Origin of the sequence: Streptomyces sp. VTCC 41912, assembly GCF_045799175.1 — a bacterium.
Classification (GTDB): domain Bacteria; phylum Actinomycetota; class Actinomycetes; order Streptomycetales; family Streptomycetaceae; genus Streptomyces; species Streptomyces albulus_C.
In genome coordinates this window covers 66,956-90,750 of the sequence record NZ_JBJMAB010000006.1, presented here as the reverse complement: position 1 = coordinate 90,750, position 23,795 = coordinate 66,956, and the positions used below count along the sequence as shown (strand labels likewise).

The following is a 23,795-nucleotide window of genomic DNA, read 5'->3' as shown; positions in this document are numbered from 1 at the left end:
GAGCGGCGGTGTCGGAGCGGGGAGTTGGGACGGCCGGAGGCCGGGTCAGTTGACGACCTGTCCCGAAGGGCGCTCGGCTGCCTTCTCCGCCGCGAGGGCGGTCGTCTCCGACGCACGGCGCCACCCGTGCTCACCGCGGGCCCGTAGCCAGGCCGTGGTCTCGTCCGGTGGCATCGCGGCCGCCACCAGCCAGCCCTGGACGGCGTCGCAGCCGAGGTCGCGCAGCCGCTCCCAGGTCTCGTCGTCCTCGACGCCCTCCGCGACGACCAGGAGCCCCAACGAGTGGGCGAGGTCGAGGGTGCAGCGGACGATCTCGGCGTCCTCGGTGTCCACGGCCAGCCGGGCCACGAAGGACCGGTCGATCTTCAGCTCGCTGACCGGGAGGCGCCGCAGGTGGACCAGCGAGCTGTAGCCGGTGCCGAAGTCGTCCAGGGACATCTTCACGCCGTGGGCGGTGAGCCCGGCCAGGGTGTCGGCGGCCCGCTGCGGGTCCTCCAGCAGGACGTGCTCGGTTATCTCCAGTTGGAGGGCGCCCGGTGGGACCCGATGTCGGGCCAGTCGGGCGGCGACCGCACCGGCGAAGCCCGGCGAGTGCACGTCGCGCGGTGAGACGTTCACCGCGACCGGCACCTCCAGGCCCATCGCCCGCCAGCGCGCCACCTGGGCGAGCGCGGTCTCCAGGACGTACTCGGTCAGCCGGGGCATCAGGCCGGAGGACTCGGCGATGGCGATGAACTCGTCCGGTGGGACCCGGCCGCGGTCCGGATGGACCCACCGCACCAGCGCCTCCAGTCCGGAGACGTGGCCGTCGAAGCGGACCTTGGGCTGGTAGTGCAGCTCCACGTCGCCGGCGTCCAGGGCGCGCCGCAGGTCGCCCAGCAGGCCGAGCCGGTCGGGGGTGTTGCCGTCCCGCTTGGCCTCGTAGAGCTCGACGCCGCTGCGGTCCCGCTTGGCCTGGTACATCGCCACGTCCGCGCGGCGCAGCAGCCCTTCGGCGTCCAGCGCGTGCTCGGGGTAGACCGCGACCCCCGCGCTGGCTTCCAGCACGAGGGTCAGTCCGTCGAGGTCCAGCGGGGAACTGAGGGCCGCGACGAGGTTGCGGGCCACCCGCTGGGAACTGGTCAGGGAGTCGGTGGCGGGCAGGAGGACGGCGAACTCGTCGCCGCCCAGCCTCGCGGCCTCGGCGCCGCGCGGGAGCGCGTGCCGCAGCCGGTCGGCGATCTGCAGGAGCAGGCGGTCGCCGGCGAGGTGCCCGAGGGTGTCGTTGACCGAGCGGAAGCGGTCGAGGTCGATGAGGACGAGGGCGGCCCGGGTGCCGGCCCGCTCTGCCTCGTCCAGGGCCGTCCAGGTGCGCTCCAGCAGCCACTGACGGTTGGGCAGGCCGGTGAGCGGGTCGCGCAGTTGCTCCTCGGCCCTGGCCCGGGCTATCCAGAGCGTGGAGTCCAGCGCGATCAGCGGGACCGCGAACAGCGGGAGCAGCAGCGGGGCGCCCACCGCACAGACCGCGATCAGCGGCGAGATGCCGAGCAGGGCGACGCCGACCAGGGCCTGACGCACCATCGCCGTGCGGGCGATGGCCGGCAGGCCGCCGTCGAGCGGCAGCCGACTGCACCAGAGCAGCCCCCGGCTGACGAGGAGGTAGCCGCCCGCCGTCACGACGACCTCGGGCAGGACCGAGAGGTCCCACGCCTCGGGTGTCCAGGGCTGGCGGACGCCGGGGTGGACCCCGCAGACGGCCAGGCCGAGCCCCGCCGCACCGATGCCGAGGACGTCAACGGCCCCGTGGACCAGGGCCTGTCGCCAGCGCTGGCGTCGGGCGGCGCCGACCAGGATCACGACGGAGAGGCTCACCAGGACGGCCGACACCCAGCCGTAGAGGAGCAGTACGGCGAGGGCCAGGGCGGCTCCGGAGCCGGTGCCGCCCCACCACCGGTCCCGGCCGAGGGCGACCAGGTGGCCGACGAGGACGCCGGTCAGGACGGCCAGCGCCCAACCGACGGGCCCGGCGGGGAACAGCGGCTCGCCGCCGCCGAGGGTGTACAGCACTCCCGCGGCGAGCGTCACGCCCGCCGCCATGACGAGGGCCGCGGGCAACGCAGGCACCACGAGCCGGCGGAGCCGCGACGCCGGAGCGGCGCTGTCGGTCGGTTTCATTCCGATCCCTCTCACAGCCGGCTGTGCCCGCGCCACGGCAGGCGCACACGTCAACAGTAGGCCGCGGAAGGCTGTTGCGGGCAGCGATCCGCAGCGGTTGCCCGAATGCGACCCGGCCTCCCGGATCAATCTGGTATGCGCCGATGGGGTGACACCTCACTCCTCCTCAGGCGGAGTGACAGCTACCGCTCGTGCTGCCTCGGGACCCTGCTCCAGCAGCACAGCGAAGCCATCATCGTCCAGCACGGGGACCTTCAACTGCATGGCTTTGTCGTACTTCGAACCGGGGTTGTCGCCCACCACTACGAATCCGGTCTTCTTGGAAACGGATCCGGTCACCTTCGCTCCGAGAGCCTGCAACGCTTCTTTCGCGCCATCTCTCGTGTGTGACTGAAGTGTGCCCGTTACCACGACGGTGACGCCTTCCAATGGACGCGGGCCCGCATCACCCGTCTGCTCCTCCTCCATCCGGACGCCCGCGGCCCGCCAGCGCTCGATGATCTCCTGGTGCCAGTCCACGGCGAACCACTGCTTGAGCGACGCCGCGATGGTGCCGCCGACGCCGTCCACGGCGGCCAGTTCCTCCTCGCTGGCGTCCCGGATCCGGTCGATGGAGCGGAACTCGCGGGCCAGCGCCTGCGCCGCGACCGGGCCCACGTGACGGATCGACAGGCCGGTGAGGATCCGGGCCAGCGGGCGCTCCTTGGCGGCCTGGATGTTCTCCAACATGGCGAGGGTGTTCTTCTTCGGCTCGCCCTTCTGGTTGGCGAAGAAGGTGACGACCTTCTCCTCACCGGTCTTCGGATCGCGCTTGGGCAGACCGGTGTCCGGGTCCAGGACGTGGGACTTGATGGGCAGCAACCGCTCGACGGAGAGGTCGAAGAGGCCGCCCTCGTCCGTCAACGGCGGCTCGGCGGGCTCCAGGGGCTGGCTGAGCGCGGTGGCGGCGACGTAGCCGAAGTTCTCGATGTCGAGGCACTTGCGGCCGGCGAGGTAGAACAGCCGCTCGCGGATCTGGGCGGGGCAGGACCGGGCGTTGGGGCACCGCAGGTCGATGTCGCCCTCCTTGGCGGGCTGGAGCGCCGAACCGCACTCGGGGCACTCGGCGGGCATCACGAACTCCCGCTCGGTGCCGTCCCGCAGGTCCACCACCGGGCCCAGGATCTCCGGGATGACGTCGCCGGCCTTGCGGATGACGACGGTGTCCCCGATGAGGACGCCCTTGGCCTTGACCACGTCCTGGTTGTGCAGGGTGGCGAACTCCACCTCGGACCCGGCGACGGTGATCGGCTCGACGACGGCGTACGGCGTGACCCGGCCGGTGCGGCCGACGCCGACGCGGACGTCCACCAGCTTGGTGTTGACCTCCTCCGGCGGGTACTTCCAGGCGATCGCCCAGCGCGGCGCCCGCGAGGTGGCGCCCAGCCGGCCCTGGAGCCGGATCTCGTCGAGCTTGACCACGACGCCGTCGATCTCGTGCTCGACGGCGGTGCGGCGGGTCTCGGGGTCGCCGTAGTGGGCGATGAACTCCCGCACCGCGGCGAGCGAGTCGACGACGCGGTTGTGCGAAGCGGTGGGCAGGCCCCACTCCTGGAGCAGGTCGTACGCCTCGGAGAGGCGGTCGATCTCCAGGCCGTCGCGGGCGCCGAGGCCGTGCACGACCATGTGCAGCGGGCGGGTGGCGGTGACCTTGGGGTCCTTCTGGCGCAGCGAACCGGCCGCGGCGTTGCGGGGGTTGGCGAACGGGGGCTTGCCGTCGGCCACCAGGCGCTCGTTGAGCTCCAGGAACTTCTCCATCGGGAAGTAGACCTCCCCGCGGACCTCGACGAGTGCGGGGACCCGGTCGCCGGTGAGGCGGTGCGGGATCTCGGCGATGGTGCGGACGTTGGGCGTGATGTCCTCGCCGGTGCGGCCGTCGCCGCGGGTGGCGGCGCGGGTGAGCCGGCCGTGCTCGTAGGTGAGGTTGACCGCGAGGCCATCGACCTTCAGCTCGCACAGGAAGTGGTAGCCGGCGCCCTTCGCATCGCCGCCCAGTTCGCCGGCGATCCGCTCGGCCCAGGCCGACAGCTCCTCGTCGTCGAAGGCGTTGTCCAGCGAGAGCATCCGCTCGCGGTGTGCGACCTCGGTGAACTCCGTGGCGTAGGAGCCGGCGACCTTCTGGGTCGGCGAGTCCGGCGTGCGCAGCCCGGGATGGGTCTCCTCCAGGGCCTCCAGGGCGCGCAGCAGCTTGTCGAACTCCGCGTCGCTGACGACCGGGGCGTCCTTCACGTAGTACCGGAAGCGGTGCTCCTCGATCTGCTCAGCGAGCTGCGCGTGCTCCTCCCGTGCCGCGGCGGGCACCTCGGATGCCGCTGCGTGCTGTTCGCCAGCCACCGTCTTGTCCTCCCGTGTCCTGTCAGGGCGGTCACTCAGGGTTGTCCGCAAGCGACCTCGCCGCCCGGACGCAGTGGGCGAGGACCTCTCGGGCGTAGGCGGGCGAGGCGCCCGCCAGACCGCACGACGGGGTGACCACCACGGACTCCGCGAGGAGCCCCGGTGCCAGCCCCAGCCTGCGCCACAGCGTCCGGACACCCATGACGCTACCGGCAGGGTCTGACAATCGACCGTCCACGCCCGGCACCACGCCCGCGAACAGTGCGGTACCGCCCTCGACCGCCTCGCCGAGCACCTCGTCCTCACGCTCGGTGAGCAGGGTGGCGTCGAACGAGATGCCGGTGGCGCCGGCCCGCCGCAGCAGCGCGAACGGCACCTCGGGGGCGCAGGAGTGGACCACGACCGGTGCGCCGTCCGCGACCCCGACGAGGTCGCGCAGCGCGCCCTCGACGACCGCGCGGTCCACGGCCCGGTGGGTGCGGTAGCCGCTCGCGGTCCGCACCCGCCCCTGGAGCACCGCGGTCAGTGACGGCTCGTCGAGTTGCAGGACCACCTCGGCGCCCGGCACCCGGCGCCGGACCTCCGCGAGGTGGCCGCGCAGCCCCTCGGCGAGGGACTCCGTGAGATCGCGGCAGGCCCCGGGGTCGCCGAGCGCCACCTCGCCGTTGCGCAGTTCGAGGGCGGCGGCCAGCGTCCACGGGCCGACCGCGGAGACCTTCAGCGGTCCGGTGTAGCCCTGGGTGAACTCCTCCAGGGCGTCGAGGTCCTCGCCGAGCCAGGAGCGCGAGCGCCGGGTGTCGCGACCGGACCGGTCGCTGATCCGCCAGCCGCTGGGCTCCACGTGGGCGTAGAGCTCGACGAGCAGGCCCAGGGTCCGCCCGATCATGTCGGCGCCGGGCCCCCGGGCGGGGAGTTCGGGCAGATGGGGGAAGTCCTCCAGCGATCCGGTGACGGTCTTCGCTGCTTCGCGCGCGTCGCCGCCCGGCATCGATCCGATGCCGGTCGCCGCGCCCGCGGCCCACTTGTGCCTGGTGTTCTCGCTCACCCAGGAAGGGTATGCGGCGGCGGGCCGGGCGGGTTGCCCCAGCCCCGTCCGGTCCGCACCCGGCCCGCGCCCGGTCCGCCGGTGGTGGGACCGGCCGGTCCGTGGGGCGGTCAGCTCCGCCGGCGGAGGCCGAGCCAGCCGAGCAGCGCCGCGGCCGCGAGGGCCAGCGCGGTCAGGGCGAAGGCGTATCCGGTCCCCTGGTAGGCGCCGCCCGCGCCGGTCAGCACCGCGCCCATGCCGGCGATGCCGACCAGCGAGCCGACCTGCCGGTTGGCGTTGAGGGTCGCGCTGCCGATGTCGGCGTGCTCGCGGCCGGCGGCCTCCATCAGGACGCCGGTCATCGCCGGGGAGCTGATGCCGCTGGCGAGGTTGGTGACGGCCAGCACCGCGGCGATCACCCCGTACGGCAGGGACGGCGACAGGACGAGGAAGAGCAGCAGGTAGCCGGCGGCGGAGAAGGCCAGGGAGGCGGTGAGGGCGGTCCGGTTGCCGGTGCGCGGGGCGATCCGGGTGTAGAGGACGTTGCCGAGCGGGAGGACCAGGACGGCCGGGAGCATCTGCAAGCCGGCCGTCACCGCGCTGGCGCCGCGCCCGGTCTGGAGGAAGAGGCCGAGGACGAACAGGGCGCCGTAGAAGGCGAAGTTGAAGAGGAAGCCGACGGCGTTGGCGGCGCTGAAGCGGCTGTCGGCGAAGAGCGCGACGGGCAGGACGGGGGTGCGGGCGGTCCGTTCCCGGAGCACGAACCCGGCGGCGGCGAGGACGGTGACCGCGAAGGCGGCGAGGACGGCGGGCGCGGTCCAGCCGGTGGCGGGGCCCTCGATGAGCGCGTAGCTGAGGGCGCCGAGGGCGAGCAGGCCCAGGACGTGGCCGCTGCCGCCGAGGGGTGCGCCGGTGCCCGGGACCGGCGTGATCACCCGGCGGGTGAGCAGCAGTCCCAGGATGCCGATGGGGAGGTTGACCAGGAAGATGCTGCGCCAGCCGAGGGTGCCGACGAGCAGGCCGCCGAGGGTCGGGGCCAGTCCGACGGAGGTGGAGACGATCGCGGACCAGATGCCGAGCACCTTCGCCCGGCGGGCCGGCTCGGGGAAGGCGTTCATCAGCAGCGACAGTGAACTGGGCATGAAGAGTGCGGCGCCCGCCCCCTGGGCGAGGCGGGCCGCCACCAGGGCGCCGCCGCCCGGCGCGGCGGCGCCCAGCAGGGACGCGACGGTGAAGACGGCGAGTCCGGCGAGGTAGGTCCGCCGGGCGCCGAACCGCTTGGCCAGCGAGCCGGCGAGCAGCAGCAGCGCGGCGAAGGAGAGGACGTAGCCGTCGACGACCCAGGTGAGGCCGGACATGGTCAGTCCGAGTCGGGCCTGGAGGTCGTGCGCGGCGACGTTCATGATGCCGGTGTCCAGGCTCGCCATCACGAACCCGAGGGCCAGGACGACGAGTTGGACGCCGCCGCGGGCGGGCGCGGGACGGGTCGGGGTGCTCGCCGTGCCGCGCGGCGCCGCTGTCTCAGTGATCATGCAATTAGTTATAGCTGTATCTAATTGCCGCCGTGATAGTTACAGCTATAACTTTACTGAAGGCATACCGAAGGCCCCCGGAGTGCGCCCCGGGGGCCTGTGAGGAGCGGGCTAGCCGGCGATCCGGCCCAGCGCCCTGAGCAGTTCGTCGCGGAGCGCACCGCGCTCGTCGTGCGAGAGGTGGTCCAGCGGCGACGCGGTGCCCATCCGCCGCAGCAGGTCCAGCCGCAGCTCGCGACCGGCCTCGGTCAGCACCAGCTGCTTGGCCCGGCCGTCCGCGGGGTCCGGGCGGCGCACCACCATGCCCTGCTTCTCCAGCTTGGAGATGACGTAGGTGACGTTCGGCGGCTCGCAGCACAGCACCGCGGCCAGCTCCCGCGCGGTCTTCGGCTCGCCCAGCTCCTCCAGCGCCTTGGCCTGGGTCGGCGTCAGGTCCAGCTCCGCGATCCGGCTGCGCTGGTGGGCGTCCAGGCGGCGGCCCAACTCGGTGACGAGCCCCCGGATCTCCCGGAACCCGCACCCCGCCGCGGCGGAGGTCTTCGCTTCGGTGGTCGCCCTAGACGTGGTCACCCCGAAAGCGTACGTCGCCCCCGTGCGGTGCACGGGGGCGAGGGGCGGCCGGGCCGCCGGGGCGGCCCCGGGGACCCGGAGGCCCGGGGGCCGCAGGCGGTCACCGGCCCGGCCGGACCACCACGTCCTTGAGCTCCGCGTCCCGCGGCAGGTCGATCGCGGTGAGGATGGCCGTGGCCACCGACTCCGGGTCGATCCACCGGGTCGGGTCGTAGTCCTTGCCCTCCTGGCGGTGGGTGCTCTCCTGCATGGGCGTGGCGGTGCGCCCCGGGTAGACCGAGGTGACCCGCACGCCGTTGCCGTGCTCCTCGGCGCGCAGCGCATCGGCGAGCGCCTTCAGGCCGTGCTTGCTCGCCGCGTACCCGCCCCAGTTGGCGTGCGCCTCCAGCCCGGCCCCGGAGTTGACGAAGACCACGTGGCCCTGCGCCAGCCGCACCAGCGGCAGCAGCAGGCGGGTGATCTCGGCCGGCGCGACGAGGTTGACGGCGAGCTGCCGCTGCCACGCCTTGGCCGGCAGGTCGCCGACCGCGCCCAACTCGATGACGCCCGCGACGTGCTGGATGGAGTCGAGGCGGGTCGGCAGCTTCTGGTGGCCGAGCGCCCAGTCGAGCTTCTCGGGGGTGGCGAGGTCGCCGACGAGGAGCTGCGCCCCGGGGAACTGCTCGGTCAGCTCCTTGGCCCGGCGGAGGTCCCGGGCCAACAGCCAGAGTTCCTCGCCGCGCTCGGCCAGCCGCCGTGCGACCGCCGCTCCGATGCCGGATCCGGCGCCCGTGATCAAGTGCGTACCCATGGCAGCGATCCTACGGCGTGCCCGCGGGCCGGCGGGTCACTTCCGGACGCGCACCCGATCCTCCAGGTAGGCCAGCGCCGCCGCCCCGTCGTCGGCGAAGAACACCAGGTCGGAGAGGGGGATCGGCAGGAAGCCCTCCGCCTCCATCCGCTCGAACTGGGCCTTGAGCCCGTCGTAGAAACCGGCGGTGTTCAGCAGCACCACCGGCTTGGTGTGCATCCCGTGCTTGCGCAGCTCCAGGATCTCGGTCGCCTCGTCCAGGGTGCCGGTGCCGCCCACCATCACCACGATGGCGTCGGCACGGGCCAGCAGCTGCGCCTTGCGCTCGGCGAGGTCCCTGGTGACGACCATCTCGTCGGCGCCGGCCCGCGCCTTGTGCGCGAGGAACTCCACCGAGACGCCGAGGAGCGCGCCGCCGGCCTCCTGGACGCCGTCCGCCATGACCTTCATCAGGCCGGTGTCCGAACCGCCCCACACCAGGGCGTGACCGCCCTCGCCGATCGCCTCGGCGAACTTCCGGGCGGGCTGGACGTAACGGTCGTCGAGGTCGGCGGCGGAGCAGAAGACGCAGATGTTCATGCCGTTCAGCCTACGGGGCGCGGTACCGGCGCCCCGCAGCGGCGGGAACGGTGCCGGGCCCGGCCACGGGGGTTCCCGCGGCCGGGCCCGGCACCGGACCTTTAGATCAGGCCCTGGTCCAGCATCGCGTCCGCGACCCGCTCGAAGCCGGCGATGTTGGCGCCCGCCACGTAGTCGCCGGGCAGCCCGAAGCGCTCGGCGGTCTGGAAGCAGGTGTCGTGGATCCCGCGCATGATGGCGGCGAGCTCGCCCTCCGCGCGCTCGAACGTCCACGCCTCGCGGGCGGAGTTCTGCTGCATCTCCAGCGCGCTGGTCGCCACGCCGCCGGCGTTGGCGGCCTTGCCCGGGCCGAAGGCGACGCCGGCCTCCTTCAGGAGCGCCACCGCCTCCGGGGTGGTGGGCATGTTGGCGCCCTCGGAGACCGCCTTGACGCCGCCCCGGACCAGGATCCGGGCGGCGTCCGCGTCGAGCTCGTTCTGCGTGGCGGACGGCAGGGCCACGTCGCAGGCGACGTCCCAGACGCTGCCGCCGGCGACGTACTTCGCCGAGGCGCCGCGCCGCTCGGCGTAGTCGCTGACCCGGCCGCGCTCGACCTCCTTGATCTGCTTGAGCAGCGCGAGGTCGATGCCCTTCTCGTCGACGACGTAGCCGCCCGAGTCGGAGACGGTCAGCACGTTGGCGCCGAGCGCCTGGGCCTTCTCGATGGTGTAGATGGCGACGTTGCCGGAACCGGAGACCACCACCTGCTGGCCGTCCAGCTCCTCACCGCGCTGCTTGAGCATCTCCTCGGTGAAGAGCACGTTGCCGTAGCCGGTGGCCTCGGTGCGGGCCTTGGAACCGCCCCATTCCAGGCCCTTTCCGGTCAGAACGCCGGCCTCCCAGCGGTTGGTGATCCGCCGGTACTGGCCGAAGAGGTAGCCGATCTCCCGACCGCCGACGCCGATGTCGCCGGCGGGCACGTCGGTGTGCTCGCCGAGGTGGCGCTGGAGCTCGGTCATGAAGGACTGGCAGAAGCGCATCACTTCGGCGTCCGACTTGCCGTGCGGGTCGAAGTCGCTGCCGCCCTTGCCGCCGCCGATGTTCAGCCCGGTCAGGGCGTTCTTGAAGATCTGCTCGAAGCCGAGGAACTTCACGATGCCGAGGTTGACCGAGGAGTGGAACCGCAGGCCGCCCTTGTACGGGCCGAGGGCGCTGTTGAACTCCACCCGGAAGCCGCGGTTGACGCGGATCCGCCCGGCGTCGTCCTGCCAGGGCACCCGGAACATGATCTGCCGCTCGGGTTCGACCAGCCGCTCCAGGACCTTGGCGTCCGCGAACTCGGGCCGGGCGTCGAGCACCGGCGCCAGGGTTTCCAGGACCTCCAGAGCCGCCTGGTGGAACTCCGCCTCGCCGGGGTTCCGACGGATCAACTCGGCGTGCAGGGAAGCCAGCCCGGTGGTCAGACCACCGTGCTTGACCTCAGATTGAACAGTCGACATGACTTCCGTTCCCTTCGTGGCCGACGAAAGCCGCGTGCCGTCCGGATCGCCGTTGAACCGTCGACGCGGGGCCTTGGATGTCCCGTCGCGCTGCGCCGACTTTATGCGCCGGGCCCCGGAGGATCGAGGGCGGGGGTACCCGCCACGCCAACCTGTACGCGATTTCCCCAACTCCCGCGCCGCTCCGTTTCAGACAACGGCCGGCGCGGCGGCCGGCGCGGGCGGCGCCTCCCCGGGCGCGCCGGAGCCGGCCCCGGGGCCGTTCGCCGCCTCGGCCTCGGCCGTGACCAACTGCTCCATCGGCGCGGCGCCGGCGCCGCCGGCGATCACCATGGCCAGCAGGAGCGCGACCACCGTGAGCACCGTGCCCAGCCAGACCATGGTGTGGACCGGCAGGAGGTAGACGCCGACGATCTTGACCACGCACTCGGTCAGCAGCACGCTCCCCCAGATCGTCGAGAACCGCCGCTCCAGCTGCCGGAAGCGCGCGCTCCCGCCCCGCAGCCGGTCCCAGGCCGCCTCCGCCGCCGGGCCGCCCTTCGTCACCCAGGGCTTGAGGCCGGCGCTCATCAGGGGCCGGCCGGCGGCCACCGAGACCAGCACCGCGATCCCGACGACGCTGCTGACGCCGCTGTCCTTGGCCATCATCAGCCGGGCGTCACCGGTCAGGGTGCTGGTCAGCAGCCCCACCGCGTTGACGACGAGGATCAGCAGCGCGAGGCCGTTGACGCTGCGCTCACGGACCAGGCCCCAGGCCGTGCGCGCCGCCGGGACCACGCTGCTCCAGGCCAGCGCGGCGACGTCGGACATGCCGAAGCCGCCGCTGAGGACGTAGTACGCGGCCGTCGGAATGCCGGCGTCGACCACCAGCGGCGTGAGGGCCTGCACGAGCTGACGGCCGGCGGACTGCTGCTGACTCACCACGGACTCCCCCGAGTTGGGCTCCGCACGGCGCCGAGTGCGCCGTGCCGGACGTCCCAAGCTTCCGGCAGCACGGCACCCGGCCGGCAGTCCCGGCCGTCCCGTCTTCGCGATGACATTTGTCAGTGCCGGGCCGGGGCCCTGGTGCGGGACGGCCTGGTGCGGCCCGTGGTGTCGGTGGGGTCAGCCGGCCTGTTGCGGCGCCGTCGCGGCGGGGGCCGGGCGGCGCGTGGTGGTGGCGATCGTCGCCGAACCGACCACCCGGGTCCCGTCGTAGAGGACGACGGCCTGACCGGGGGCGACACCGCGGACCGGTTCGGTGAAGGTGACGCGCAGGGTGTCGTCGACGACCTCCGCGCTGACCTCGGTCTCGCCGCCGTGGGCGCGGAGCTGTGCGGTGTAGCCGGCCGGGCCGGACTCCGGCGGGCGGCCGCACCAGCGGGGGCGGATCGCGGTGAGCGCCGTCACGTCGAGGGAGGCGGCCGGGCCGACCGTGACGGTGTTGTCCACCGGGGAGATGTCGAGGACGTAGCGCGGCTTGCCGTCCGCGGCCGGGGTGCCGATGCGCAGCCCCTTGCGTTGGCCGATCGTGAAGCCGTAGGCGCCGTCGTGGGTGCCCAGGACCTCGCCGGACTCGTCGACGATGGGGCCCTCGGCGGCCCCCAGGCGCTTGGCGAGGAAGCCCTGGGTGTCGCCGTCGGCGATGAAGCAGATGTCGTGGCTGTCGGGCTTCTTGGCGACGAACAGGCCGCGGCGGGCGGCCTCTTCGCGGATCTCGGACTTGGTGGTGGGGGTGTCGCCGAGCGGGAACAGGGCGTGCGCCAGCTGGCGGTCGTCGAGCACGCCGAGGACGTAGGACTGGTCCTTGGCCATGTCGGCGGCGCGGTGCAGCTCGCGGGAGCCGTCCTCGCGCAGGATCACCTGGGCGTAGTGGCCGGTGCACACCGCGTCGAAGCCCAGGGCGAGCGCCTTGTCCAGGAGGGCGGCGAACTTGATCTTCTCGTTGCAGCGCAGGCAGGGGTTCGGCGTGCGGCCGGCCTCGTACTCGGCGACGAAGTCCTCGACCACGTCCTCGCGGAAGCGCTCGGCGAGGTCCCAGACGTAGAACGGGATGCCGATCACGTCGGCGGCGCGGCGGGCGTCGTGGGAGTCCTCGATGGTGCAACAGCCGCGGGCGCCGGTGCGGAACGACTTGGGGTTCTCGGACAGCGCGAGGTGGACCCCGGTGACGTCGTGGCCGGCCTCGGCGGCGCGGGCCGCGGCGACGGCGGAGTCCACGCCGCCGGACATGGCGGCGAGGACGCGGAGACGGCGGGGGGCGGCGGCATCAGTCATAGCCCCTCAAGAGTAGACGGAACCGGAACGCGCCCGGAAAGCGTTGTGGAGGGCATGGCGGCGACGGATGAGGCGCGGGACGAGGAACGACGGCCTGCGGCCGGGGAAACCGGGACAACCGGGGAAGCCGGAGAAGCCGGAGAAGCCGGAGAAGCCGGGGAATCCGGAAAAAGGGGCCCCGCGGACGGGGAACGGGACGGCGGGCGGCCCGGCGCGGCCGGGGCTGAGGCCGGGGCGGAGGCCAAGGCGAGCGCCGGCGCGCGGCCGGCCGGGCGGCGGCTCACCCGGCGGCGGGCGCTGCTGCTCGGCGGCGGTGCCGCGGTGGCCGCCGGGGCGGCCGCGGTCGCCGCCCGCGAGGAGTTGGCGTACTGGTGGTGGCGGCTGCCCGGGAACGGCCGGCCCCGCAAGGAGGGCGAGGTGGACTTCGCCGGTGCGCAGTGGTCGGCCGCGTCCCCGGCCAACTACCGGCAGGCCAGCCGGCCGGACGACTACACCGTCGACCGGGTGGTGGTGCACGTCGTGCAGGGCAGTTTCGCCACCGCGCTGAAGGTCTTCAAGGACCCCTTCCACGAGGCGTCGGCGCACTACGTCGTCCGCGGTGACGGGCACGTCGCGCAGACCGTCCGCGAGCTGGACGTGGCCTTCCACGCCGGGAACCGCGGCTACAACGAGCGCAGTGTGGGCATCGAGCACGCGGGGTTCGTGGACCGGCCGGAGTCCTTCACCGCGGACATGTACGCCGCGTCGGCCCGGCTGACGGCCGGGATCTGCCGCCGGTACGACTTCCCGGCCGACCGCGACCACGTCGTCGGGCACGTCGAGGTGCCGGGCACCGACCACACCGACCCCGGGCCGCACTGGGACTGGGACCGCTACCTGGCGCTGGTCCGGGCGGAGCTGCGCCGGCCGGCGGGCCGGGCGTGACGCCCGGCCGGCCCGGCCCGGCTAGCTGAGTCCGGCGCCGCGGGCCCGCTCCACCACCGGACCGATGACCTCCGCCAGCGCCGCGACGTCCTCGGCGGTGGAGGTGTGGCCCAGCGAGAAGCGCAGCGTGCCGCGCGCGAGGTCCTGCGACATCCCGGTGGCCAGCAGGACGTGACTGGGCTGGGCGACGCCGGCGGTGCAGGCGGAGCCGGTGGAACAGGCGATGCCCTGGGCGTCCAACAGCAGCAGCAGGGAGTCGCCCTCGCAGCCGGGGAAGGTGAAGTGGGCGTTGGCCGGCAGCCGGCCGGCCGGGTCCGGGTCGCCGCCCAGGAGGGCGTCGGGCGCGGCGGCCCGCACGGCCTTGATGAGGTCGTCGCGGAGCGCGCCGATCTCGCGGGCGAACTCCGCCCGGTGCGCGACGGCGTACCGGCCGGCCGCGGCGAACGCGGCGATGGCCGGGGTGTCGAGGGTGCCGGAGCGGACGTGGCGCTCCTGGCCGCCGCCGTGCAGCACCGGTACGGGGGCGTGCTCGCGGCCCAGCAGCAGCGCGCCGATCCCGTACGGCCCGCCGATCTTGTGGCCGGAGACGGTCATCGCGGCCAGCCCGGAGGCGGCGAAGTCGACGTCGAGCTGGCCGACCGCCTGGACCGCGTCGGCGTGCAGCGGGACCTCGAACTCCCGGGCCACCTCGGCGAGTTCGCGGATCGGCTGGACCGTGCCGATCTCGTTGTTGGCCCACATCACGGTGGCCAGTGCGACGTCGGCGGGGTTGCGGGCGAGCGCCTCGCGCAGCGCCTCGGCGTGCACCCGGCCGAGGGCGTCGACCGGCAGCCAGTCGACGGTGGCGCCCTCGTGCTCGGCGAGCCATTCGACGGCGTCCAGGACGGCGTGGTGCTCGACCGGGCTGGCCAGGATCCGGGTGCGCGCCGGATCGGCCGCCCGGCGGGACCAGTACAGGCCCTTCACCGCGAGGTTGTCGGCCTCGGTGCCGCCCGCCGTGAAGACGACTTCGCTGGGACGGGCACCCAGGGAGGACGCGAGTGATTCCCGCGCCTCCTCGACGGTGCGCCGGGCCCGCCGGCCGGCGGCGTGCAGGGAGGAGGCGTTGCCGGTGACGGTCAGCTGGGCGGTCATCGCCTGCACCGCCTCCGGGAGCATCGGGGTGGTGGCGGCGTGGTCGAGGTAAACCATGGTGCGCCGATTCTACGAGCCCCTCGGGGGCGCGTGCCCCGCGCGGGGGCGCATCCCCCAGGGCGCACGCCGATGACTTCACAGTGGACAGAAGTGTACAGTTCTGTACATGCCTGAGACCTATGCGATGACAGAGGCGCGGACCCGCTTCGGCTCGCTCGTCCGCCGGACCGCACTCACCCGCGAGCGCATCACCATCACCGACCACGGGCAGCCCGCGGCGGTGTTGATAAACCCCCAGGAGTTGGCGGACCTCGAGGACGCCCTCGCACTCGCCGAGTACCGCGCCCGCCAGGCCGCCGGAAAGGTCCACGGCGTACCGCACGAGGAAGCGCGCGCACGCCTCGGCCTGGAGGGCGCGTGACCTACACGGTCATCTGGGACGAGCCCGCAGTGGGCCGGGTGGGCTGACACCGCCCCCGTCGCCCCGACCACCAAGGGGCACGCCTTGGCGGCCCGCGCCCCCAGGGCGCGGCTGCGGCCGATCGGGGCGCGGGCCAGCTCGTGCAGGAGGTGGCGCCGGGCGAACGGGCGGTGGCGTTGCGGGAGTTCGCGGGGTGGTCCGGCGCGCCGGGGCCGGCGGGCGGTTACTGCGCCAGGACCGTGCGGGCCAGTTGGCGGGACTGGGCGACCAGGCGGTCGGCGGAGTCCCAGACCTCGGCGTCCTCCTCCAGGAAGCCGCCGGCCAGGTTGCGGGTGACGATGGACACCCGCAGCGGACCGGGGGCCGGGCGGTGCCGGACGTGGCAGGTCAGCTCGACGGTGGGGACCCAGCCGCTCAGGCCCATCTCGAAGGCGGTGGGCGGCAGGCCGTCGACGGCCAGGAGGAGGGAGAGCGGATCGGGCTCGCGGCCGTCGGCCAGGCCGAACCAGCCGCGCATCTCCCCCTTGCCGGAGGGCGCGCCCACCGCCCAGCCCACGGTCGCCGGGTCCAGCCGGATGTCCAGGCGCTCGGTGATCGCGGTGCTGCCGGGAATGGCCGGCCGGTCGCCGGGGGCGCTGTCCGTGCCCAGGCAGTGCTCGTAGGGCGGGATGGCCGGCGGCTTGGCGGTGGTGCGGACGTCGTCGGGGAGGGCGGCGAGGTCTCCGTAGGTGGCGAGCACCCGGATCCGTTCGACCTCGGTGCCGTCGTCGGCGAACTGGACCAGGGTGGCGGTGCCGGTGGACAGCGTGCGGCCGGTGCGGACCACCTCGGTGCGGACGACGGCGGGGCCGGGGGCGGAGGCCGTCAGGTAGTGCGCGGTGAGGGTGAGGGGGTCCGGGTGCGGGAGCGCGTCGCCCAGGGCGCGGCCCAGCAGGGCGAGGAGGTAGCCGCCGTTGACGGCGTTGATGATCGTCCAGCCCGCGGAGAGGTGGGCGTCGTAGACGCCCGGGGCGCGCCGGGTGACCGCGGTGTCGCGGTCGAACTCGCTGTTTCCTGCGGTCACCGATGCCATGGCGGCACGCTACACGGATTCATTACCGACCGGTAGTGTCAATTTCAAGGAACGGGACGGGGGTCGGACTCGGCACGCGCCCGGAGTGATCGACTCCGCGGCTGTCATCATGACCGCATGCTTCACGTGCTCTACCTGGTCGGCGTCTCGGCCTTCGCCGCGAGCGGCGTGCTGGCGGCCTACCGCGCCAACATGGACCCGTTCGGCGGCCTGGTCCTCGCGTTCGCCGCGTCCATCTCCGGCGGAACGCTGCGCGACCTGATCCTGGACCGGCGGCCGCTGTACTGGACGCACGACTGGGTGCTGCTGACGGTGATCATCTGCGTCGGCGTGGGCACCATGGTCTACCTGCGCTTCTGGTCCCTGCCGCGCAAGTCGCTCCTGGTGGTGGACGCGATCGGACTGTCCGTGGTGACCGTGATCGGGGCCCGGGCGGCGATCTCGGCGGGTGCCACCCCGCTCGCGGTGGTCATCCTGGCGGTGCTGACCGGCGTGGCCGGGGAGGTCCTGCGCGACGTGCTGTGCGGGGAGTTCCCGCCGCTGCTGCTGCGGGAGGACGTCTACGCCATCGCGGCGCTGGCCGGCGCCTGCTGCTACCTGCTGATGGACCGCCTCGGCGCCGGGGCCAACCCCGCCGCGGTGGTCTCGGCGGGGTTGGTCTTCGCGCTCCGGATGGGCGCGCTCTATCTGGGGCTGCACCTGCCCCGGCCGCAGCAACTGCGCGCCCGGGGCGGCGAGCAGGCCGACTAGCCGGTCACTCCCCCGGCAGCGCGGGGCGGCTCTGGGTGTCCAGCCAGGTGTGGAAGAGGTCGCCCAGGCGCTGCCCGGAGACCTTCTCGGCCAGCGCGACGAAGTCGGCGGTGTCCGCGTTGCCGTAGCGGTGCCGGGCGGTCCAGGCCGGCAGCAAGCGGAAGAAGGCCCGGTCGCCGATGCGTTCGCGCAGCGCCTGGAGGGCCATCGCCCCGCGCTCGTAGACCGCGTCGGAGAACATGGTGTCCCGCTGCGGGTCGGAGACCTTGATCTTCCAGAACGCGTCGTCGGCCGGGGTGGCCCGGTACGCCTTGCGGAAGGCGTCGTGGGCGGTGGTGGTGCCGCGGTGTTCGGACCACAGCCACTGGGCGTAGGTGGCGAAGCCCTCGTTGAGCCAGATGTCCTTCCACTGCCGGACCGAGACCGAGTCCCCGAACCACTGGTGGGCCAGTTCGTGGACGATGGTGCCCTCGTTGCGCACCGCGGAGTAGGCCGGCTTGGACTGCACCTCCAGGGAGAAGCCGGCCTGCGGCATGTCGTCCACGATCGCGCCGGTCTCCTCGAACGGGTACGGCCCGAAGAGCTTCGACCAGTAGTCGGTGGCCTCGGCGGTGATGCCGTAGACGTCGACCTTGCCGGTCGGCAGGCTCGGGTCGGTGGCGACGTAGATCGGGGTGCCGCCCGGGGTGGTGCCGGTGCGCACGTCGAACTTCCCGATGGTGGCGGTGGCCAGGTACGGCGCCATCGGGCGGCTCTCGCGCCAGTGGAACCAGGACCGGCCGCCGCGCTCGCCGGAGCCGACCAGCCGCCCGTTGGAGACCCCGGTCAGCCCCTTGGGGGCGTCGATCCGTATGTCGTAGGTGGCCTTCTCGGCCGGGTGGTCGCTGGAGGGGAACCACGTCGAGGCCGCGTTGGGCTCGCAGGCCACGAACACCCCGTCCTTGGTCTTCATCCAGCCGTACTGGGAGCCGAAGACGATCGGGCCGCTGAGCGGTTGCGGGACGCCGTGGTAGACGACGGTGACCGCGAAGCGCTCGCCGCGGGCGAGCGGGCGACCGGGCCGGACGACGAGTTCGTCGCCGGTTCTGGAGAAGCGGGCGGGCCGGCCGTCGACCCGGACCTGGTCGACGGTCAGTTTCTGGAGGTCCAGGTCGAAGGAGGAGAGGTTCTGCGTGGCACGGGCGGAGACTGTGGCCCGGCCGTCGAGCCGGCCCGAGTCGGGGTGGTAGCTGACGCCCAGGTCGTAGTGGAGCGGGGTGTAACCGCCGTTGCCCAGGTCGGGGAAGTAGGGGTCACCGATGCCGGGGGCGCCGGGGGTGGCGGCGGGGGCCGCGGCGATGGTGGCGGCCGAGGCCACCGCGGTGGCCAGGGCGAGCCAGCGGGAGGAGCGACGGGCAGAACGGGAGAGTGCCATGAGCCGTCCCTTCGGTTGCGCGGATGCGGGAAGAACAACCGCGCCGACTCTGCACTCTCCCGCCCTGCCCCACCGGCGACTTTGCCAAGTCGTCAGGTGTTACTGCCCGGTTGGTGCCTTACCGTCCGAACTTTCGGTCGCCGCACCCGGGTTGGCGTCGACTCCGCCGTCCGCCTCCTCGGGGTGGTGGCAGGCCACCTGGTGCCCGGTCGCCAACTGGACCAGCGGCGGCTCGGTGGTGGCGCACTCCTCGGTCGCCTTCCAGCAGCGGGTGCGGAACCGGCAGCCGGACGGCGGGTTGATCGGCGAGGGCACGTCGCCCTTGAGCAGGATCCGGTCGCGCTTGGTGCGCCGCTTGGGGTCCGGCACCGGCACCGCGGAGAGCAGCGCCTTGGTGTACGGGTGCCGGGGCGAGGCGTAGAGCGCGTCCCGGTCGGCCAGTTCGACGATCTTGCCGAGGTACATCACCGCGATCCGGTCCGAGACATGCCGGATGACCGAGAGGTCGTGCGCGATGATCACGTAGGTCAGGCCCAGCTCCTCCTGGAGGTCGTCCATGAGGTTGACGACCTGGGCCTGAATGGAGACGTCGAGGGCGGAGACCGGCTCGTCGGCGACCACCAGCTTGGGCTTGAGGGCCAGCGCCCGGGCGATCCCGATGCGCTGGCGCTGACCGCCGGAGAACTCGTGCGGGTAGCGGTTGTAGTGCTCCGGGCTCAGGCCCACCAGCTCCAGCAGCCGCTGCACCTCCTTCTTGACCCCGCCCTCGGGCTCGACGCCCTGGAGCCGGAAGGGGGTGGAGACGATCCCGCCGATGGTGTGCCGCGGGTTCAGCGAACCGTACGGGTCCTGGAAGATCATCTGGATGTCGCGGCGCAGCGGGCGCAGCTTGCCCGGGGACAGGTGGGTGATGTCCCGGCCCTCGAACTCGACGGCCCCGGCGGTCGGTTCGTCGAGCCGGGTGATCAGCCGCCCCATCGTGGACTTGCCGCAGCCTGACTCGCCGACGACGCCCAGCGTCTCACCGGGGAAGACGTCGAAGTCGATGCCGTCGACCGCCTGGACGGCGCCGACCTTGCGCTTGAGCAGGCCCTTGGTGATCGGGAAGTGGCGGACCAGGCCGCGGACCCTGAGCAGCGGCCGGTCCTGGGCGGCCGGTGCGGGCTTCGCGGCCGGTTCGCCCTTCTCGTGCGTCCCGGTGGTCTCGGGGGTCTCGGTCGTCTCGGGGGTCTCGGTCGTCTCGGGGGTCTCGGTCACAGCTTCGGCGCAATCTCTTCGGTCCAGATACGCTGCCGCTCCTCCTGCGGCAGGTGGCAGGCCGAGTAGTGCCGGCCGTCGACCTGCTGCAGTTCGGGGCGCACCGTGCGGGTGACGTTGTCCTTGGGGACGTCCGCGTACGGGCAACGGGGATTGAAGGCACAGCCGGACGGCACGTTGATCAGGCTGGGCGGCGAGCCCTTGACCGGGATCAGCCGGTCGGTCTGGTCACGGTCGATCCGCGGCATCGAGCCGAGCAGGCCCCAGGTGTAGGGGTGTTGCGGGGTGGCGAACACCTGGTCCGAGGGGCCCCGTTCCACGCACCGCCCGCCGTACATCACCAGCAGGTCGTCGGCGAGTTCGGCGACCACGCCGAGGTCGTGGGTGATGATGACGACCGCCGAGCCGAACTCCTTCTGCAGATCGCGGATCAGGTCCAGGATCTGCGCCTGGACGGTGACGTCCAGGGCGGTGGTGGGCTCGTCCGCGATCAGCAGCTCGGGGTTGTTGACCAGCGCCATCGCGATCATGGCGCGCTGGCGCATACCGCCGGAGAACTGGTGCGGGTGGTCGTCCACCCGCTTGTCGGGCTGCGGGATGCCGACCCGGTCGAGCATCTCGACGGCCCGCTTGCGCGCGGTCTTCTTGTCGACGTCGTGGTGGACCCGGTACGCCTCCACGATCTGGCTGCCGACCGTGTAGAAGGGGTGCAGCGCGGAGAGCGGGTCCTGGAAGATCATGGCCATCTGCCGGCCGCGCAGCCGGCGCACCTCGTCGGGCTCCGCCGAGACGAGTTCCTTGCCGTCGAGCCAGATCTCGCCCGACATCCGGACCTTGCTGCGCTGCTGGCGGGAGGCCCGGTGCAGGCCCATGATCGCCAGCGAGGTCACCGACTTGCCGGAGCCGGACTCGCCGACGATGCCGAGCGTCTTGCCCTTCTCCAACCGGAAGGTCAGCCCGTCGACGGACTTCACCAGCCCGTCGTCGGTGGGGAAGTGCACCTTCAGGTCGCGCACTTCGAGGAAGGCGGACGGGGTGCCCCCGGACGCGGCGACGGGCTCGGCGACGGGCTTGGGGGCGGCCTCGGCCGGGGTCGCCTCGGCCTCGGGCGCTGCCGCCTTGGAGGTGGCCGCTCCGGACGCCTCGGCCGGCGTCGTCCCCTCGGCGGCGGGCTGCCCGGCCGCCGTGGTCTTGTCCTCGGAAGAGTCGGTCACGAGAGCCTCACCCGCGGGTCGACGGCGGCGTACAGAACGTCCACCACCAGGTTGCATATGACGATGAAGAACGCGGCGAGCAGGGTGACGCCGAGGATGTTCGGCAGGTCGTTGGCGTTGATGGAGTCCACCGCGAAGGCGCCGACTCCCTTGAGCGAGAAGACCTGTTCGGTGATGAGCGCGCCGCCGAGCAGCAGGCCCAGGTCCATGCCGAAGACGGTGATGATCGGCGTGAGCGCGGCCCGCAGACCGTGCCGGATGACCACCCGGCGCTCCCGCAGGCCCTTGGCGCGGGCCGTGCGGATGTAGTCCTCGCTCAGCGTCTCCAGCATGCCGGCCCGGGTGAGCCGGGCGTAGAGCGCGGAGTAGAGGAAGGCCAGGGTGACCCAGGGCAGGACCAGCGTCCGGGCCCAGCCGAACGGATCGTCCAACAGCGGGACGTAATCGCTGCGTTCGAAGATCGGCCACTGGTAGGTGAACAGGGCCAGGGCCAGCGCGCCGGTGAAGAACATGGGGAGGGAGACGCCGGCCAGGGCCACGCCCATCGCCATCCGGTCGAAGATCGAACCGGGGCGGAGCGCGGAGAGCACGCCGGTGGCGACGCCGGAGAGGACCCACAGCACCGCGGCGCCGGCGGCCAGCGACAGGGTGACCGGGAGCCGGGACTGGATCTCCGGCCAGACCTCCAGGTGGGTCTTGAAGGAGTACCCGAAGCACGGCACGTGGCACCGGGCCGCCTCGGGCCCGAACTTGTAGTCGACGCCGGCGAAGATGCCCTTGAGGAAGTCCCAGTACTGCTCGTACACGGGCTTGTCCAGGCCGAGGTTCTTCTTGACCGCGGCGATGTCCGCCGGCGTGGGTGCCTTGCCGATGTACTGCTGGGCAAGCTGGTCGGTGCTCTGCCCGGCCAGTTTCGGCAGCAGGAAGAAGATGCCGAAAGTGACCGCGCTGACGATCAGCAGCAGGATCACTGCGCTGATCAACCTGCGGATGATGTACGAGAACACGGGGATGCGGCGCCGGTGCCGCGGGCCGGGAGCGACCGGCCCGCGGACACCAATGCCTTCACCTGCCTTCCAGGGCTGCTACTTCTTGACGCCGATGTTGAGGTAGTCGTACTCACCGCTGAAGGCCGAGGTGGACACCAGGTTGGTGGCCTTGGGCGAGCGGTACATCAGGACCTTGAAGTAGGTCAGCGGGACGATCGCCGCCTGCTCCATCGCCTTGCGGTCGATGTCCCCGTACGCCTTCTCGCGGGCGGCCTGGTCGGTGTTGGCGATGGCGCCGTCGAGCAGCTTGTTGATCTCCGGGTCGTCCAGCTGGGACAGGTTGGAGTTGCCGGACTGGCTGATCGCCTTGCCGTTCAGGATCTGCTGGAGGTAGCCGTAGCCGGTCGGGAAGTCGGCGCCCCACTGCATCATCATCAGACCGACGTTGTTGGACTTGTCGAACTCCGGCACGCCGGCGTAGTCCGAGAAGTACTTGCTGGTCGGGTACGACTGGATCTTGGCGTTGATACCGATCTTCTTCAGCGAGCCGATCACCGAGGTGGCCGCGTCGATCTCGTCCTGCCGGTCGTTGCGGGCCAGGATCGTGGTGTTGACGTTGCCGGCGCCGCACTTCTTCCAGTGCGCCTTGGCCTCGGTCAGGTCCAGGTTGTCGCCGTCGTACTTCTGCGGGTACAGGTCGAACTTCTGGTAGCCGGCGATGTCCGTCGGCAGGACCGTGGAGGCGATGTCACCGCGGATCGGGCCGCCGAGCGCGGTCTGCACGGACTTCTTGTCGATGGCGTACTCGACGGCCTTGCGGCACTCGACGTTGTCGAACGGCGCCACCTTGGTGTTGATCGCCGTGTAGACCAGGCGCTGGCCGAGCGCGTTGTCGGTGTGGGACTTCTGCGTCGGGTCGGTCAGCAGCTGGGCCTGGGTCTGACCGTCGACGCCGCGGCCGGCCATGTCGACCATGGTGTTGCCGGACTGCAGGTCCTTGTCGATGGTCGACTGGGCGACCTTCAGGTTGAGGACGATCTTGTCCGGGAGCTGCTTGCGCAGCGGGTCGGTCGCGGCCGACCACTGCGGGTTGCGGACCAGGGTGAGCTTCTTGCCCTCCTGGTAGCTCTCGAACTTGTACGAGCCGGTGGACATCACGTGCTTGGTGTAGTCCGCGCCCTTGTCCTGGGCCTGCGGCACCGGTGCCGTCTGCGGCGCGCTGACCAGGTAGTCGAACTCGGCGAACGGCTTGTTCAGGTGGAAGACGATCGTCTGGGCGTCGGGCGTCTCTATGGACTTGAGCCCTTCCTTGCCCTTGTCCTTGTAGGGGCCCTTGTAGCCGCCGTCGTTGTCCTGGAGGAACTGCTGGAAGTAGTTCGGGCCCAGGGAGAGGGTGTCGCGGGCGAAGTTGCTTCGCTCCACCGCGTACTTGACGTCCTGGGAGGTGACGGGCTTCCCGTCCTCGAACTTCACGCCCTTGCGCAGCTTGTACGTCCAGGTCTTGCCGCCGTCGCTGGCCTTGCCCATCGACTCGGCGAGGTCCGGGACCAGTTCCTCGCCCTTGGTGCCGGCACCGGGCTTGAAGGTGGTGAGCGGACGCGCGTAGAGGCGGCTGAAGTTGTAGACGAAGGCGTAGTAGGTGTTGCCCGGGTCGAAGGACTCCGGGGCGTCGCTCATCGCGTAGGTGAGGGTGCCCCCCTTCTCGTCCGAGGCGTTGACGACGCCCTTGGTGGCGGCGTTGGCCCCGGCCGAGCTGTCGGAGGAACCCTTTCCGCTGCAGCCGGCCAGCAAAAGGCCCGCACTGGTGATGGCCGCGACAGTCGCGACCGGAAGTGACCTTCGCATGATGCTCGGTGACCCCTTC

General features: G+C 72.2%; 20 protein-coding genes. 3 read left to right on the top strand and 17 right to left on the bottom strand.

Annotated elements, in window-relative coordinates:
* Nucleotides 1-45: 45 nt before the first annotated feature.
* The 10 genes from ACJ6WD_RS11745 to mnmA form a co-directional block, all read right to left on the bottom strand.
* Complete coding sequence (locus tag ACJ6WD_RS11745) at nt 46-2,154, bottom strand: bifunctional diguanylate cyclase/phosphodiesterase (RefSeq protein WP_233658441.1); 2,109 nt, start codon at nt 2,152-2,154, stop codon at nt 46-48.
* A 156-nt stretch (nt 2,155-2,310) separates the two neighbouring features.
* Entirely contained in the window at nt 2,311-4,527 is a 2,217-nt protein-coding gene (gene ligA, locus ACJ6WD_RS11740; protein WP_233658440.1) for an NAD-dependent DNA ligase LigA, read from the bottom strand.
* Between the two features lie 31 nt (nt 4,528-4,558).
* Complete coding sequence (locus ACJ6WD_RS11735; protein WP_407615749.1) at nt 4,559-5,572, bottom strand: methionine synthase; 1,014 nt, start codon at nt 5,570-5,572, stop codon at nt 4,559-4,561.
* Nucleotides 5,573-5,682: 110 nt separating this feature from the next.
* On the bottom strand, nt 5,683-7,083 hold the full coding sequence (locus ACJ6WD_RS11730) for an MFS transporter (protein WP_233658437.1): 1,401 nt from the start codon (nt 7,081-7,083) through the stop codon (nt 5,683-5,685).
* Between the two features lie 111 nt (nt 7,084-7,194).
* Nucleotides 7,195-7,653, bottom strand: a complete 459-nt coding sequence (locus ACJ6WD_RS11725) for a MarR family winged helix-turn-helix transcriptional regulator (RefSeq protein WP_016571833.1) — start codon at nt 7,651-7,653, stop codon at nt 7,195-7,197.
* Nucleotides 7,654-7,753: 100 nt separating this feature from the next.
* On the bottom strand, nt 7,754-8,443 hold the full coding sequence (locus ACJ6WD_RS11720; RefSeq protein ID WP_016571834.1) for an SDR family oxidoreductase: 690 nt from the start codon (nt 8,441-8,443) through the stop codon (nt 7,754-7,756).
* Between the two features lie 36 nt (nt 8,444-8,479).
* On the bottom strand, nt 8,480-9,022 hold the full coding sequence (locus ACJ6WD_RS11715) for a TIGR00730 family Rossman fold protein (protein ID WP_331247809.1): 543 nt from the start codon (nt 9,020-9,022) through the stop codon (nt 8,480-8,482).
* Between the two features lie 101 nt (nt 9,023-9,123).
* Nucleotides 9,124-10,500, bottom strand: coding sequence for an NADP-specific glutamate dehydrogenase (gdhA, locus tag ACJ6WD_RS11710; RefSeq protein ID WP_016571836.1), 1,377 nt, complete (start codon nt 10,498-10,500; stop codon nt 9,124-9,126).
* 189 nt (nt 10,501-10,689) lie between these two features.
* Nucleotides 10,690-11,421, bottom strand: a complete 732-nt coding sequence (locus ACJ6WD_RS11705) for a VC0807 family protein (RefSeq protein ID WP_407615748.1) — start codon at nt 11,419-11,421, stop codon at nt 10,690-10,692.
* Between the two features lie 183 nt (nt 11,422-11,604).
* The gene (gene mnmA / locus ACJ6WD_RS11700; protein ID WP_016571838.1) at nt 11,605-12,756 is read right to left on the bottom strand and encodes a tRNA 2-thiouridine(34) synthase MnmA; all 1,152 of its coding nucleotides are present in this window, start codon (nt 12,754-12,756) and stop codon (nt 11,605-11,607) included.
* Between the two features lie 297 nt (nt 12,757-13,053).
* On the opposite strand from mnmA, the gene ACJ6WD_RS11695 reads away from it, so the two are divergent.
* Nucleotides 13,054-13,680 carry an N-acetylmuramoyl-L-alanine amidase gene (locus ACJ6WD_RS11695; RefSeq protein WP_407615794.1) on the top strand — a complete coding sequence of 209 codons (627 nt, stop codon included), beginning with the start codon at nt 13,054-13,056 and terminating at the stop codon, nt 13,678-13,680.
* 21 nt (nt 13,681-13,701) lie between these two features.
* Here ACJ6WD_RS11695 and ACJ6WD_RS11690 read toward each other — a convergent pair whose 3' ends face one another.
* Complete coding sequence (locus ACJ6WD_RS11690) at nt 13,702-14,871, bottom strand: cysteine desulfurase family protein (RefSeq protein ID WP_233658428.1); 1,170 nt, start codon at nt 14,869-14,871, stop codon at nt 13,702-13,704.
* A gap of 109 nt (nt 14,872-14,980) precedes the next feature.
* Here ACJ6WD_RS11690 and ACJ6WD_RS11685 point away from each other — a divergent pair, with 109 nt between their 5' ends.
* Nucleotides 14,981-15,235, top strand: a complete 255-nt coding sequence (locus ACJ6WD_RS11685; RefSeq protein WP_407615747.1) for a type II toxin-antitoxin system Phd/YefM family antitoxin — start codon at nt 14,981-14,983, stop codon at nt 15,233-15,235.
* Between the two features lie 223 nt (nt 15,236-15,458).
* Here the strand turns inward: ACJ6WD_RS11685 and ACJ6WD_RS11680 are convergent, their stop codons facing one another.
* On the bottom strand, nt 15,459-16,307 hold the full coding sequence (locus ACJ6WD_RS11680) for a thioesterase family protein (protein ID WP_038521873.1): 849 nt from the start codon (nt 16,305-16,307) through the stop codon (nt 15,459-15,461).
* 117 nt (nt 16,308-16,424) lie between these two features.
* Here ACJ6WD_RS11680 and ACJ6WD_RS11675 point away from each other — a divergent pair, with 117 nt between their 5' ends.
* A complete protein-coding gene (locus ACJ6WD_RS11675) occupies nt 16,425-17,057 on the top strand; it encodes a trimeric intracellular cation channel family protein (RefSeq protein WP_233658426.1) in 633 nt (210 codons plus the stop codon).
* 4 nt (nt 17,058-17,061) lie between these two features.
* Here ACJ6WD_RS11675 and ACJ6WD_RS11670 read toward each other — a convergent pair whose 3' ends face one another.
* From ACJ6WD_RS11670 to ACJ6WD_RS11650, 5 genes are all read right to left on the bottom strand, one after another.
* Nucleotides 17,062-18,471 carry a M1 family metallopeptidase gene (locus tag ACJ6WD_RS11670; protein WP_331247811.1) on the bottom strand — a complete coding sequence of 470 codons (1,410 nt, stop codon included), beginning with the start codon at nt 18,469-18,471 and terminating at the stop codon, nt 17,062-17,064.
* Between the two features lie 99 nt (nt 18,472-18,570).
* Nucleotides 18,571-19,728: an ABC transporter ATP-binding protein gene (locus ACJ6WD_RS11665; protein ID WP_407615746.1), complete on the bottom strand. Its 1,158-nt coding sequence runs from the start codon at nt 19,726-19,728 to the stop codon at nt 18,571-18,573.
* On the bottom strand, nt 19,725-20,942 hold the full coding sequence (locus tag ACJ6WD_RS11660; RefSeq protein WP_376437399.1) for an ABC transporter ATP-binding protein: 1,218 nt from the start codon (nt 20,940-20,942) through the stop codon (nt 19,725-19,727). Before ACJ6WD_RS11660 ends, ACJ6WD_RS11665 begins: the two co-directional genes overlap by 4 nt.
* A complete protein-coding gene (locus ACJ6WD_RS11655; RefSeq protein ID WP_016571846.1) occupies nt 20,939-21,949 on the bottom strand; it encodes an ABC transporter permease in 1,011 nt (336 codons plus the stop codon). The genes ACJ6WD_RS11660 and ACJ6WD_RS11655 overlap by 4 nt, the downstream gene beginning before the upstream one ends.
* A 78-nt stretch (nt 21,950-22,027) precedes the next feature.
* Nucleotides 22,028-23,776: an ABC transporter substrate-binding protein gene (locus tag ACJ6WD_RS11650; protein ID WP_233658421.1), complete on the bottom strand. Its 1,749-nt coding sequence runs from the start codon at nt 23,774-23,776 to the stop codon at nt 22,028-22,030.
* Nucleotides 23,777-23,795 lie beyond the last annotated feature (19 nt).